Below are 13,035 nucleotides of genomic sequence, written 5' to 3'. Positions count from 1 at the left end.
GGACCCTGGGCTATATTGCGAATTCGCGCGACACGCCGGGCCGGTACGCCCGGCCCGGACATTCGACCCCAAATGGAACGCAGCGTGAAGATGGCCTCCGACTCCCTTTCACGGCCCGTCGACCTCGACCGGCTCCGCGCCCGCTTCGCGGCGGGTGAGCCGCTGCCGGAGACGGCGCTGCCGGCCAGCGTCGCGCGCTCGTGGCTGCGCTCGCGCGACGCCGGGCTCCTGCCGTGGCAAACCGCCCACTACGAAATGCTCGGCGAGCTCGATGACTCGCGTGCTGGCCGGCGGCTGTACCGCTGCGTCGCGCAGGAAATCGAACCGCTGTGGGCCGCGTTCGGCGGCAGCGACTGGACGATCTTCTGTGTCGATCCGCGTGGCACGGTCGTCCATGTGCGACGCAGCCCACAGTGCGACGAAGCGCTGCTGACGCCGATCGTTGCCGGGCGCCGGATCGTCGAGCCGAACATCGGCACGACCGCGCCGAGCTGCGTGATTCACGACGGTGCGGAGGCTGTCGTCGCGGGCGCCCAGCACTATCTTGACGAACTGTCGAAGGTCTTCTGTCTCGCGGTGCCGCTGGTCGGCTTCGACGGCGAGGTGATCGGCGCGCTCGACATCACCGGCATCGGGCGACGCAATGTCGTGCTGCTGCATGAACAGTTCCGCCATGCGGCACTGTCCGCCGAGCAGCGGCTGTATGCGATGCTGCGCGACTGCCATTTGCTGCAGGTGCAATACGATCCGCGCTGGCTCGGCACGCCGCTCGCCGGCGTCGTCGCACTCGACGAAACGGGCCGCGTGCGCGCGGTGAGCCGCCTGGCGCGCCAGATGCTCGATCTCGCACCGTCCGGGCCGATCGGCCCGTGCGAGGTTCGGCAGTTGTTCCCCGGCGCGACGCCTGCGCAACAGCGCCGTTTGCTGACACCGTCGCGCACGCCGCAGCGGATCGCGCGTGACGACGGCAGTCACGTTTGGGTGCGCACCGTGCGCGCGCCGCTCGATCGGGCGACGACGCCGCGCCAGTCCGATACGCTCGAGTACGCAGCCGATGTCTGCGGCACGACGCCGGCTGCGAGTCCGCAGGCCAGCCTGCACGAGCAGTCGCTCGATGCCATCCGCCGGGCGCTCGACGAGCACGACGGCAATGTGTCGGCCGCCGCGCGGCAGCTGGGTATTTCGCGCACCACGCTGTACGCGAAGCTCAGGCAGCTCGATGCAGCGGGACTCAAGCACGGCGGGTCGCACTGACGCATCGTGCGTTAACCGGAAGAGACCGACGCGTTTGCGCCGCAGCATGCGTATCGATTCACGACAGGCGATCGACAGCCGCCCGATATTCATCCACGAGCCGTGCCACCACGTCGCCCGCGGCGGGCAGGTCGGTCACCAGCCCGGCCGACTGCCCGAGTTCGACCTTGCCGCGTTCGACGTCGCCGTCGAGTGCGGCCTGTTTCAGCGAACTGGCGGCAAACAGCGCTGCGTAGCAGTCGTCGTCCAGCCGCTCCGCATCGGCGCGCAGCACGTCCTTTGCGAACGCATTGCGCGTCATCCGGACGGGCAGCTTGCGAATGCCGACGAGCGCGGTGCCGTCGATTTCCGTCTCCAGCACCGCGCGCTTGTAGTTGTCGTGCACGCCCGCTTCCCGCGTCGCGATGAAACGCGTGCCGAGCTGGACCGCGTCGGCGCCGAGCGCGAGCAACGCGGCAACGCCGAAGCCGTCGGCGATGCCGCCGCCGGCGACGATCGGCATGTCCGGCAGCACCTGGGCCACACGCCGCACGGCGACCAGCGTGCTGACGCCGTTCGCCGGCGGATGGCCACCCGCTTCGGCACCGACCACGACCAGGGCGTCGACGCCCGCATCGGCGGCCTTGCGGGCGTGTTCGAGCGTCGACACGACGTGGATCCAGCGCGTGCCGAGCGCGTGAAAGCGCGCAAGATGCGCACGCGGACCACCCTGCGACGCGATCAGGATCGGCACCCGTTCTGCCTCGATGACGTCGAGGAAGCGCTCGGCGTCGGGGCGGTAAAGCGGCAGGTTCACCGCGAACGGCTTGCCGCCGACGGCGTCGCGCACGGCACGCACCGTGTCGCGAAACGCATCGAGGTACATCGGGCCGGCGGCGATCACGCCGAGCGCGCCGGCCTGCGTGACGGCAATGGGCAGCGCCGCGTTCGAGGACGCCCAACTCATGCCGGCCTGGATGATCGGATAGCGGAGGTCGAGCAAACGGGTGAGGCGGGTGGGCTTCATGTGCGGGGGTTCCGGGAAATGAGGGGCGATCCGGCGGGCCGCCCGCGCGGATCGGGCGTGGGCGGCGCCCGCGGGTCAGGCGAGTCCGAATTCGCGGATCGCGTAGTCGCGCAGCTTGTTCTTCTGCACCTTCGAGCTGCCCGTCATGCCGATCTCGTCGAACGACGGCACGATCCGCAGATAGCGCGGCACCTTGAAGTTCGCGCAGCGCGCCTTGCAGAAGGCGATCAGATCTTCGCTCGACGCATGGGCGCCGGGCCGCAGGACGATGAATGCGGCGGGCACCTCGCCGAGACGCGCGTCGGGTACGCCGACCACCTGCGCAAGCTGCACGGCCGGATGGCCAAACAGTGTTTCCTCGACTTCGGCCGGCGCGACGTTCTCGCCGCCGACGCGGAACACATCCTTCAGGCGTCCGAGCATCCGCAGCCGGCCATCGGCATCGATCACGCCGAGATCGCCGGTACGCAGCCAGCCGTCGTCGGTGAATGCCGCCGCGGTCTCGTTCGGCTTGTTGTAGTAGCCCTTCATCACGCTCCAGCCGCGCACCTGGATCTCGCCGGGCGCGTTCGGCGGCTGTACCGTGCCGGTGTCGGTCGCAACCGTGCGGATCTCGATGCCGGGATGCGGATGCGCCCAGCCGGCGACGCGCACCGCGAGCGGATCGCGCCAGTCGTTCAGCACGACGTTCGGCGACGCCTCCGACTGCCCGTACGCGCCGACCATGTACGGCACGCCCATCACGTCGTGGATCTGCTGCATGATCTCAGGCCCCGCGGCCGCCCAGCCGCCGCGCAGATGGATCCGCTCGGGGCGGAATGACGGATCGCTCATCAGCATCAGGAAGATCGTGTCGTTTCCGGACGTCAGCGTGCAGCGCTCGTCGTCGAGCAGCGTCAACACCTTCGCGACGTCGAACGACGGTATCGACAGCAGGCACGCGCCGGTTACGAGTGCGACGAGCAGCGACATCGTCGTGCCGGCGACATGGAAAAACGGTCGCACGCTGAAATAGCGGTCGTCCGGCTGCACGCCGATCCGCAGCGCCGACGCGGCCGCGTTCATCAGCATGTTGCGATGGCTCAGCAGCACGCCTTTCGGAAACGACGTGGTGCCGGACGTGTACTGGATCAGGAGCGTATCGTCGGGCATGACCTGCCGCGCGCGCCGCGCAACCGCGTCGCACAGTGCGGGCGTGTCGGGCAGCGCCTCGAAGCGTTCGACGCCGGCCGGCAGCGCGCGATCGGTCACGCCGACCCGCACCGCGCGCCGCAGCAGCGGCAGTACGTCGCCGGGCAGCGACCGGTCGAATGCCGGCTCGACGTCGCGCAGCAGTTGCGTGTAGTCGATTTTCAGGAACGTGTCGACATAGAACAGCACGCGCACGTCGCCTTGCTTCAGGCAGTAGTTCAGCTCGTCGGTCTTGAAGCGCGTGTTGACCGGTACGGTAACCGCACCGATCGACGCGGCCGCGTAGAACAGCACGACCCAGTCGATCGAGTTGCCCATCATGATGCCGACGTGCTCGCCCGGCTCGACCCCCAGGGCGATCATCCGCGCGGCGGCACGCGTCACGCGTTCCGCGAGCGTCCGATAGTCGATCCGCTCGCCGTCGATCACGAGCGCCTCCGCGTCGGGCGTGCTGCTCGCGCGGGCCGCGAGAATCGCGGGCAGGGTGATCGGGTCGCGCAGACCGAATCGTTCGACGAATGGATCAGTCATGGCAATGCTCCCCGTTCGATCCGCCGGACGCGGACGCGCCAAAGTTCGAAATCGTGCTTTTCCAGTCGGCATTCTGCAGCAACGTGTCGATCGCCAGGATCTCGATCGCGAGCGCGCCGGCCGGATCGGATTCGACGCCGCGCTCGATGCAGTCGCGCGTGAGCTGCATCGCGAGCGGCGGCGCGGCGGCAATGCCGCCGGCGAGCGCGCGGATCGTGGCGAGCGCGTCAGCCGCGTCGACGATGCGTGTGACGAGACCGGCGTCGCGCGCCTCGGCGGCGGACAGTGTCCGGCCGGTGTACGCCATGTCCTTCGCGAGCCGCTTGCCCACTGCGCGCGGCAAGCGCTGCGTCGCGCCGACGGTGCCCCACAGTGCCTCCGGCGTGCGAAAACTCGCGTTCGGCGTCGCGACGATGAAGTCGCACGCCATCGCGATCTCGCCGCCGGACCCGACGGCCGGGCCCTCGACGAGCGCGATGCACGGCTTGCCGATGCGCTCGAGCGCGTCGTATGCGGTGAACGCCTTCTGGCGGCGCGCCCGGACGGCATCGATGTCCATGCCCTTGCGCTCCTTCAGGTCGGCGCCGGCGCAGAACACCGGGCCGTTCGCGCGAACGATCACGCAACGCACGGCGCCGTCGTCGCGCAGCGCAACCGCCGCGGCGCGCAACGCGTCGCACATGGCGCCATTCAGCGCGTTGCGCTGGTCGGGCCGGTTCAGCACGATCTCGGCCACCGCGTCGCGGCGCTCGACGATCAGAATAGCGGATTCATCCATACAGTCTCCTCGTATCGGCGCGGCGCATTTCTGGTTTTGCGCCGCGCGATGTCGCCGGATCGCGTCCGGCCTGGGTCGGGTGGGGTTCAGATCGCGCCGTCGCGGCGCAGCATGTCGATCCGTGCGTCGTCGTAACCGAGGCGCTCACGCAGTACCTGATCGGTGTGTTCGCCGAGCAACGGTGGACGCGCGATGTCCGGATTCGCGAAACCGTCGAAGCGGAACGGCATCGGCAGCGCACCGAATTCGCCGATCCCGGGATGCGTGAACGCACCGACCATCCCGCGTGCGCGTACCTGCGGATCGTCGAGCACTTGCGCGACGTCGTTGATCGGGCCCGCCGGCACGTCGGCCGCGTCGCAGGCCTCGCACAGCGCGGGTTGCGTCCATCCGGCGATCGCCTGCGTCAGCGCGGCCATCACGCGCTCGCGATGCGCGACGCGACCGGCATTGGTCGACAGTGCCGGATCCGACGCGAGCGCGTCGAGCCCGAGCAGGCGGCACAGCGGCAGCCAGTGCTGGTCGCTGCACGTGATGTGCACATGACGGCCGTCCGCACACGCGAAGGTCGCCGACGGCACGCGCCCCGGATGCTCGGTGCCGAGTCGCGGTGGCACCTCACCGAGTGCGAAGTAGCGCGCGGCCGCCAGCGTCAGCAGGCTCACCTGGCCGTCGAGCATCGAGAAATCGACATGGGTGCCGGCGCCCGTCAGCGTTCGCCCGTTCAGCGCCGCGAGGATCGAAATCGCGATCCACAGGCCGGACGACAGGTCGGCCATCGGCAGGCCCGGCTTCACCGGGCCGCCGTCGCGCTCGCCGGTCAGGCTCATCAGGCCGCCCATCGCCTGGAATACCGTGTCGTAGCCCTTACGCTTCGCGTACGGGCCGGTCTGACCGAAGCCCGTGCACGACACGTAGATCAGGCCCGGATGCACGGCGCGTAGCGACGCGTGGTCGAGCCCGTAGCGCGCGAGGGCGCCGACCGGGAAGTTCTCGAGCAGCACGTCGGCGCCGCCCGCGAGCTCGCGGACGATCGCCCGGCCCGCGTCGGTCTTCAGGTTCGCGGTGACCGACAGCTTGCTGCGGTTGCATGCGAAGTAATACGCGGACTGATCGCCGATGCGCGGCTCGAACGTGCGGGTTTCGTCGCCGCTACCGGGCTGCTCGATCTTGATCACGGTCGCGCCGAGTTCGGCGAGGATCATGTCGGCGAACGGGCACGCCAGCACGCGCGCAAGTTCGACGATCGTCACGTTCGACAGCGGTTTGATCGGCGCGCTCATGCAGCATCCCCGCGCGACGCGCGAAAGCCCCGCATCATCATGTTGGTGTCGAGCGCGGCATCGAGCGCGGGCAGCAGGGGAAGGTCCGCGACGCGGTGGAACAGCCGCTTCGTGGCGGCCATCGCGGGCGCATCGAAGGCCGCGAGGCGGCCGGCGAGTTCGATCGCGGTGTCGAGCATCGCGTCGTCGGGCACAACGCGGTTGACCAGCCCGAGCGCGCGCGCGCGCTCCGCGTCGAGCGTGTCGCCGAGCGACACCAGCTCGAACGCGGCCTTGCGCCCGACCTGGCGGACCAGGTTCGCCATCACGATCGCGGCAACGATGCCGTGCTTCAGTTCCGGGTAGCCGAGCTTCAGGCTGCTGCCCGCGACCACCAGGTCGCACGCGATCGCGAGACCGGCGCCGCCGCCCATCGCGTAGCCGTGCGCAGCCGCCACCACCGGCTTGCCGATCTGCGAAAACGCGCGATGTAGGTTCGTCGTCAGATGGGCGCGTGCGAGCGCCGCGTGCGCGGCGGACGCCGAATCGGCCGGATTCACGAAACCGCCAAACTCGGTGACGTCGGCGCCCGCGCAGAACGCATTGCCAGCCCCCGTCAGCACGATCGCGCGGATCGCCGGATCGCGATCCGCGTCATGCAGCGCGGCGAGGAGCGCTGTCGTCAGCGCATGGTTGAGCGCATTGCGCTTGTCGGGGCGATCCATCGTGAGTACACGTACGGCGCCATGATCGTCTGTCTGCAGGCTGGAATGGGTGTTCATCGGCGAGTCGTCTAGGAGGGCACGGCAGGAGGTTGCCGCAGTGAATGCAGGTTAATTCATGATGCGTGATTCAGTCAAATAAATACGTGATATTGAATCGTTGTTTTTGCGTGAGCATGTCGGTGTTTACCCGCTCAAGATGATCTGGATGAAGCGAACTCGACCTCGACAAGCGTGCCATCCAAATTGAATAACACCAATTAAATCGTTGATATAACGGAATATTTCCATTTTTTCACGCATCACCCAGCCTCTTCAAGTCATCCTGACGCACAACTGGTCAGACGACTCTCTCCCCGTGAATTGATTGACATCGAATCATTGTTTTGATTTGATGCGTGTCATTGTCAACGACTTCCAGACCACTGCGACTCCCGACATGGCCGACCTGATCCTCTGCGAATGCTTTGCCCGCGACGGGCTGCAGCATGAATCCGACTTCGTCGACACCGCGCGCAAGGTCGCGTTGATCGACCGGTTCGCCCGCGCCGGCTTCGCCCGCGTCGAGGCGACCTCGTATTCGAATCCGGCGGTCGTGCCGCAATTCGCGGACGCAAGCGACGTGCTGCGCGCGCTGCCGCGCGTCGACGGCGTGCACTACAAGGCGACCTGCGCGAACGTGCGCGCGGTCGAACGCGCGCTCGCCGACCTGGATGCCGGGTTCGGCGCGAACGAGATCAGCCTGCTCGCGTCGGCCAGCGATGCGCATTCGCAGCGCAACCTGAAGCAGACGCGCGACGCGCAGTGGGCGCGCATCGACGCGATGGCCGCCGCCGCGCATTGCCGCTTCCGGCTAGTCGGCACGATCTCGGTCGCGTTCGGCTGTCCGTTCGACGGCGACATCGACCCGGTGTCGGTGCTGCGCGACGTCGAGCGCTTTGCACGCGCCGGCGTGCGCCATGTGACGCTCGGCGACACGATCGGCGTCGCGACCCAGGCGTCGACGCGCGCGCTGTTCGCGCAGATGCTGCGCGAATTCCCCGACGTGCACGCGATCGCGCATTTCCACGACACGCGCGGTACCGGCCTCGTCAATTACCTGGCCGCGCTCGAGGCCGGCGTCCGCTGCTTCGATGTCGCGTTCGGCGGGGTCGGCGGCCATCCGGCGAAGGTCCGGTATGGCGGCGGCGTGACCGGCAACGTTTGCACCGAGGATTTCGTCAACGTGCTCGAAACGATGGGCGTCGACACCGGCATCGACCTGGCCGCGATGATCGACGCGTCGCGCGCATGCGAGGCCGCGCTCGGCCGCGAGTTGTCGAGCCGTGTCGCGCGCACCGGGCTGAATCCGCGGCTCGCCGCGCGGGCCGGGTACGCGCATGTCTGAGCGCGCCGCCGACACGTCACCGGTCCGCATCGACTCGGCGTTCTGCGTCGACCACGGCTTCGCGCTCGTCGCCCATGGCGACGGCTGGGCCGAAGTCGCGTGCGAGATCCGCGACCGTCACGTCAACCGGCACGGCAACGCGCATGGCGGGCTGATCGCCGCGCTGCTCGACACGTCGATGGGCGTCGCGACGCGCGCCGGCGGCGACGTCGACAACCTCGGCACTGCGACGCTGAACGTGTCGTACCTGCGTCCCGCGCGCGGCCGGCTGATCGCGCGCGCATCCGTGTTACGCAGCGGCGGCAAGCTCGCGTTCTGCGAAGCCGTCGCGCGCGACGGCGGCGGCGCGGTCGTCGCGACTGCGAGCGCGGTGTTCGCCGTCGCGCGACTGCCGCCCGAACCGGGGCCTGACGGCGCGCGGTAACGCGGCGCCGGGCTCAGTCGATTTCCTTTCTACGAACGAGGACCGCTTTCATGTATCAGGATGTGCAGTTGTATATCGACGGAACCTGGCGCAACGGCGCGGACGGACACGCGATCGACGTGCTGAATCCAGCGAACGAGACGGTGCTCGGTACCGTCGCGGTCGCGGCGCGCGCGGATCTCGATGCCGCGCTCGACGCCGCGCAGCGCGGTTTCGCGACCTGGCGGCGCGTCAGCGCCTGGGAGCGTGCCACGGTCATGCGCCGCGCCGCACAATTGCTGCGCGAGCGCGCGCCCGACATCGCGCGGCTGATGACGCTCGAGCAGGGCAAGCCGCTCGCCGAGGCAAGGGGCGAGGCGATGTCGGCGGCCGATCTGATCGACTGGTTCGCGGACGAGGGGCGCCGCGCGTACGGCAAGCTCGTGCCGTCGTGGATTCCCGGCTCGTACCAGATGGTCATCAAGGAGCCGGTCGGGCCGGTCGCCGCGTTCGCTCCGTGGAATTTCCCGATCAACCAGGTGGTGCGCAAGCTGTCCGCCGCGCTCGCCGCAGGCTGCTCGATCGTCGTGAAGGCGCCGGAAGAAACGCCCGCCGCGCCGGCGGCGCTGGTGCGCGCGTTCGCGGATGCCGGCGTGCCTGCGGGCGTGATCAATCTCGTGTACGGCGATCCGGCCGCGATTTCGTCGTATCTGATTTCGCATCCGGTGATTCGCAAGGTGTCGTTCACCGGCTCGACCGTCGTCGGCAAGCAACTGGCCGCGCTCGCGGGCCAGCATATGAAGAAGGTGACGATGGAACTGGGCGGACACGGCCCCGTGCTGGTGTTCGACGATGCGGATGTGGAAACGGCCGCAGCGCAGCTCGCCGCGTTCAAGCTGCGCAACGCGGGGCAGGTCTGTACGTCGCCGACCCGCTTCATCGTCCAGCGCGGCGTGTTCGCGCGCTTCGCGGACGCGTTCATCGACGCAATCGGCCAGGCACGAATCGGCGACGGCCAGGAGGAGAGCACGACGATGGGGCCGCTGGCGAACGCGCGCCGGCTGGATGCGCTCGAGCGTCTTGTCGACGACGCCGTGTCGAACGGCGCGACGCTGCGTGCGGGCGGTGCGCGTCTCGGCGCGCGCGGCTACTTCTTTGCGCCGACGGTGCTGACCGGCGCGAGCCCCGCCGCACGCATCATGAACGAGGAGCCGTTCGGTCCGATCGCGGTGGTCAACGCATACGACACGATCGACGCGATGATCGCCGAAGCGAACCGGCTGCCATACGGGCTCTGCGCATTCGCGTATACGCGCTCGGCACGCACTTCGCATCGCGTCGTCGACGAAGTCGAGAGCGGGATGATCACGCTCAACCAGATCGCGATCGCGTTCCCCGAGGTTCCGTTCGGCGGCATCAAGGACAGCGGCTACGGCACCGAAGGCGGCGCCGAGGCGCTCGATGCGTACCTGAACCTGAAATACGTCTCGCAACTCGACCTCTGATCGATCCGCGCCGGTGCGCGCGACGACCAGGCACAAGCACAAGAACGGAGACGAACGATGAGCCTTGAGCGGCAGGCGGCAGCGCGTGGCACTGGAACGACCGGATCGAACCTTGAATCATGTTGATAACGTCACGAATGTGTCGCCTCATCGCTCGCCCAGGACATCGATGACCTGCGCTTCGCCGACGCGTCGGCGAAGCCGCCTCCGCTCGCTTTGAAACAGAGTTCACATCAGAATAGACGGTGAAAAACACCTGAAAAGTATCACCACGCCCTCGATACGAAGCGCTGCAGTCATTCAAAAAGGCTGCTCAACCGAGGGTAAATCACGACGTTCGATTTGTTTTTGGTCGTTTGACATGCGTGACATAGTCACTTAATCTGAATTCCAGACGATGCTGCGGACTGCAAGCGCGGCCCGCATCCTTCATCCATTCATTCTCTCGAGGTAGACAGCTGCCATGGAACACACTTCGCTGCGGTCACGCGATGTCGCGTATCAGATCCATCCGCACACCAATTTCGGCGCGCACGAGTCGTCGGGGCCGATGGTGATCGCATCGGGCCGGGGCATCTTCGTGACCGACGAGTCGGGCCGGGAATATCTCGAAGGCATGTCGGGGCTCTGGTGCACGAACCTCGGCTTCAGCGAGCCGCGGCTGGCCGACGCCGCCGCTCGCCAGTTCGCGCGGTTGCCGTACTACCAGAATTTCGCCAACAAGGCGACGGAACCGGCGATCGCGCTCGCGGAGAACCTGATCCGTCACGCGCCGGCGCCGATGTCGAAAGTGCTGTTCCAGAGCTCCGGCTCGGAGGCGAACGACACCGCGATGAAGCTGGTCTGGTACTACCACCACGGCATCGGCAAGCCCGACAAGCGCAAGATCGTCAGCCGCCAGCGCTCGTATCACGGCACGTCGGTCGCGACCGGCAGCCTGACGGGTTTGCCGCACATTCACCGCGACTTCAATCTGCCGATTCCGGGCATCGTGCACGTCGCCTGCCCGCATTTCTATCGGGGCGCCGAACCCGGCGAGACCGAGGACGATTACGCCGCGCGGCTCGCCGACGAGCTCGAACAGACGATCCTGCGCGAAGGCCCGGACACCGTCGGCGGCTTCATCGCCGAGCCGGTGATGGGCACGGGCGGCGTCGTGGTCCCGCCGCGCGGCTACTTCGAGCGTGTGCAGGCGGTGCTGCGCAAGTACGACGTGCTGTTCATCGTCGACGAGGTGATCTGCGGGATGGGGCGCACCGGTCACTGGTGGGGCGCCGAGGCCTACGCGCTGGAGCCGGACATGCTGGTCAGCGCGAAAGGGCTGTCGTCCGCCTATCTGCCGATTTCGGCGCTGCTGATCAACGAGCGCGTCTATGCGGTGCTGAAGGAACAGACCGCGAAGATCGGCCTGTTCGGCCACGGCTACACGTATGGCGGCCATCCGGTGTGTGCGGCAGTCGCGAACGAGGTGTTCGACATCTACCGCGAGCGTGACGTGATCGGTCACGCGAAGCGCGTCGGCGATTACTTCCAGCGCGCGCTGCGCAAGCGCGCCGACCATCCGCTCGTCGGCGAGGCGCGCGGCCTCGGGCTGATGGGGGCGCTCGAACTGGTTGCCGACAAGACGACCCGCGCACCGTTCCCGGCGGAGCGGAAGATGGCGGCGACGGTGTCGGCCCGCGCGCAGGACGCGCTGCTGAACGTGCGCCCGCTCGGCGACGCAATCTGCATCGCACCGCCCGTGATCATCACCGAGGCCGAGATCGACCTGCTGTTCGAACGCCTCGACACGGCGCTCGACCAGGCCGCCGCGTCGCGCTGAGCGACGGCGGCCCATGCCGCGACAGCACCGTCCGCGCGTTGAGTGCGGGCGGAACGCGGACGGTCACAACACCATGCAGAACGGAGAGGGAGACATGAATCACACGTGCATCAAGTCACGCGGCCGGGCAGCCGCGCTCGCAGCCGCCGCGCTGCTCTGCGTGAACGCGCCGGTCCGGGCGGCCGGCAGCGTCACGTTCGCCGGCTACGGCGGCGATTATCAGAAGAACATCGTGAAGGCGTTGATCCGGCCGGCCGCCGACAAGAACGACGTCACGCTGCGCACCGAGAGCCACGACGGTCTCGCGACGGTGCGCGTGCAGGTGTCGTCGGGGCGCCCGGCGTGGGACATCGTGCAGCTCGGCGCGGAAGAGTGCGCAACCGGTAGCGCGCAGGGGCTGTTCGAGAAGCTCGACTACAAGCTGATCAACGTTGACGGCATCCCGGCCACCGCCCGCGCGGACGACTGGATCGCGAGCAACTACTACTCGGTCGTGCTCGCGTATCGCACCGACAAATACAAGAACAACCCACCGAAGACCTGGGCGGACTTCTGGGACGTGAAGAAATTCCCTGGGCGCCGTGCGTTGGCGCTGCAGCCGCAGGAAACGATGGAAGTCGCGCTGCTCGGCGACGGCGTGAGCCCGGACAAGCTCTATCCGCTGGACCAGAAGCGCGCGCTCGCGGCGCTCGGACGGCTGAAGCCGGACGTCGCCGCATGGTGGACGAGCGGCGCGCAGTCCGCGCAATTGCTGCGTGACGGCGAGGTCGACATGGAAGCGATCTGGGGCAGCCGGATCGCGCCGGTGATCGACTCGGGCGCACCCGTCGCCTTCACGTTCAACCAGGGGCTGCTCGCGTATGCGTGCCTCGCGATTCCAAAGGGTGCGAAACACGTCGCCGAAGCCCGCAAGGTGATCGCCGACGTGATGACGCCGCCGATCCAGGCCAACATTCCGGAGGTGATGCCGTTCTACGGGCCGGTCAACATGAAGGCGTTCGACGTGCGCAAGTTCACCACGGACGTGCTCGCGAAAGCGAATTCGTCGCCGCGCAATCGAACGATGCAGGTGCAGATGAACGGTACGTACTGGGGACAAAACCAGAACCTGCAGCAAGGCAACGAGGCGCTGCGCGCGCTGATCAGCCGGTAACGGCATGCCGCACGGCGGCTT

11 protein-coding genes are annotated in these 13,035 nt (G+C 67.8%); 6 read left to right on the top strand and 5 right to left on the bottom strand.

What is annotated here, in order from left to right:
- Window positions 1-90: 90 nt before the first annotated feature.
- Window positions 91-1,254, top strand: a complete 1,164-nt coding sequence (locus ACN8ZM_RS34980) for a helix-turn-helix domain-containing protein (protein WP_420213314.1) — start codon at window positions 91-93, stop codon at window positions 1,252-1,254.
- A gap of 58 nt (window positions 1,255-1,312) precedes the next feature.
- On the opposite strand, the gene ACN8ZM_RS34975 is transcribed toward ACN8ZM_RS34980, so the two are convergent.
- The 5 genes from ACN8ZM_RS34975 to ACN8ZM_RS34955 form a co-directional block, all read right to left on the bottom strand.
- Entirely contained in the window at window positions 1,313-2,260 is a 948-nt protein-coding gene (locus ACN8ZM_RS34975; RefSeq protein ID WP_420213308.1) for an NAD(P)H-dependent flavin oxidoreductase, read from the bottom strand.
- Between the two features lie 75 nt (window positions 2,261-2,335).
- Window positions 2,336-3,982, bottom strand: coding sequence for an AMP-binding protein (locus tag ACN8ZM_RS34970; protein WP_420213307.1), 1,647 nt, complete (start codon window positions 3,980-3,982; stop codon window positions 2,336-2,338).
- Window positions 3,975-4,760 (bottom strand): enoyl-CoA hydratase/isomerase family protein, encoded by a 786-nt coding sequence (locus ACN8ZM_RS34965; RefSeq protein ID WP_420213306.1) that lies wholly within the window; start codon window positions 4,758-4,760, stop codon window positions 3,975-3,977. Before ACN8ZM_RS34965 ends, ACN8ZM_RS34970 begins: the two co-directional genes overlap by 8 nt.
- 86 nt (window positions 4,761-4,846) lie before the next feature.
- Window positions 4,847-6,043, bottom strand: a complete 1,197-nt coding sequence (locus tag ACN8ZM_RS34960; RefSeq protein WP_420213305.1) for a CaiB/BaiF CoA transferase family protein — start codon at window positions 6,041-6,043, stop codon at window positions 4,847-4,849.
- On the bottom strand, window positions 6,040-6,804 hold the full coding sequence (locus tag ACN8ZM_RS34955) for an enoyl-CoA hydratase/isomerase family protein (RefSeq protein ID WP_043187733.1): 765 nt from the start codon (window positions 6,802-6,804) through the stop codon (window positions 6,040-6,042). The genes ACN8ZM_RS34960 and ACN8ZM_RS34955 overlap by 4 nt, the downstream gene beginning before the upstream one ends.
- 334 nt (window positions 6,805-7,138) lie before the next feature.
- Here ACN8ZM_RS34955 and ACN8ZM_RS34950 point away from each other — a divergent pair, with 334 nt between their 5' ends.
- The 5 genes from ACN8ZM_RS34950 to ACN8ZM_RS34930 all read left to right on the top strand — a co-directional run bounded on the left by ACN8ZM_RS34950 (window position 7,139) and on the right by ACN8ZM_RS34930 (window position 13,014).
- Window positions 7,139-8,131 (top strand): hydroxymethylglutaryl-CoA lyase, encoded by a 993-nt coding sequence (locus tag ACN8ZM_RS34950; RefSeq protein ID WP_420213304.1) that lies wholly within the window; start codon window positions 7,139-7,141, stop codon window positions 8,129-8,131.
- On the top strand, window positions 8,124-8,555 hold the full coding sequence (locus ACN8ZM_RS34945) for a PaaI family thioesterase (protein WP_051890202.1): 432 nt from the start codon (window positions 8,124-8,126) through the stop codon (window positions 8,553-8,555). The genes ACN8ZM_RS34950 and ACN8ZM_RS34945 overlap by 8 nt, the downstream gene beginning before the upstream one ends.
- A 50-nt stretch (window positions 8,556-8,605) precedes the next feature.
- Window positions 8,606-10,039 (top strand): NAD-dependent succinate-semialdehyde dehydrogenase, encoded by a 1,434-nt coding sequence (locus tag ACN8ZM_RS34940; RefSeq protein WP_420213303.1) that lies wholly within the window; start codon window positions 8,606-8,608, stop codon window positions 10,037-10,039.
- 463 nt (window positions 10,040-10,502) lie between these two features.
- Window positions 10,503-11,861: an aminotransferase gene (locus ACN8ZM_RS34935; protein ID WP_420213302.1), complete on the top strand. Its 1,359-nt coding sequence runs from the start codon at window positions 10,503-10,505 to the stop codon at window positions 11,859-11,861.
- A 94-nt stretch (window positions 11,862-11,955) separates the two neighbouring features.
- A complete protein-coding gene (locus ACN8ZM_RS34930) occupies window positions 11,956-13,014 on the top strand; it encodes an ABC transporter substrate-binding protein (protein WP_420213301.1) in 1,059 nt (352 codons plus the stop codon).
- Window positions 13,015-13,035: the final 21 nt, after the last annotated feature.

The sequence above is a fragment of the Burkholderia aenigmatica genome (genome assembly GCF_048627025.1).
Taxonomy (GTDB): Bacteria; Pseudomonadota; Gammaproteobacteria; order Burkholderiales; family Burkholderiaceae; genus Burkholderia; species Burkholderia aenigmatica.
The sequence above is the reverse complement of the archived record's forward strand: the minus strand, read 5'-3'. Positions and strand labels throughout refer to the sequence as shown.

Bases quoted from the DNA above. Each gene is read 5' to 3' on its own strand.
- ACN8ZM_RS34980 (WP_420213314.1), top strand. From the start codon at position 91: ATGGCCTCCGACTCCCTTTCACGGCCCGTCGACCTCGACCGGCTCCGC.
- ACN8ZM_RS34975 (WP_420213308.1), bottom strand. From the start codon at position 2,260: ATGAAGCCCACCCGCCTCACCCGTTTGCTCGACCTCCGCTATCCGATC.
- ACN8ZM_RS34970 (WP_420213307.1), bottom strand. From the start codon at position 3,982: ATGACTGATCCATTCGTCGAACGATTCGGTCTGCGCGACCCGATCACC.
- ACN8ZM_RS34965 (WP_420213306.1), bottom strand. From the start codon at position 4,760: ATGGATGAATCCGCTATTCTGATCGTCGAGCGCCGCGACGCGGTGGCC.
- ACN8ZM_RS34960 (WP_420213305.1), bottom strand. From the start codon at position 6,043: ATGAGCGCGCCGATCAAACCGCTGTCGAACGTGACGATCGTCGAACTT.
- ACN8ZM_RS34955 (WP_043187733.1), bottom strand. From the start codon at position 6,804: ATGAACACCCATTCCAGCCTGCAGACAGACGATCATGGCGCCGTACGT.
- ACN8ZM_RS34950 (WP_420213304.1), top strand. From the start codon at position 7,139: ATGCGTGTCATTGTCAACGACTTCCAGACCACTGCGACTCCCGACATG.
- ACN8ZM_RS34945 (WP_051890202.1), top strand. From the start codon at position 8,124: ATGTCTGAGCGCGCCGCCGACACGTCACCGGTCCGCATCGACTCGGCG.
- ACN8ZM_RS34940 (WP_420213303.1), top strand. From the start codon at position 8,606: ATGTATCAGGATGTGCAGTTGTATATCGACGGAACCTGGCGCAACGGC.
- ACN8ZM_RS34935 (WP_420213302.1), top strand. From the start codon at position 10,503: ATGGAACACACTTCGCTGCGGTCACGCGATGTCGCGTATCAGATCCAT.
- ACN8ZM_RS34930 (WP_420213301.1), top strand. From the start codon at position 11,956: ATGAATCACACGTGCATCAAGTCACGCGGCCGGGCAGCCGCGCTCGCA.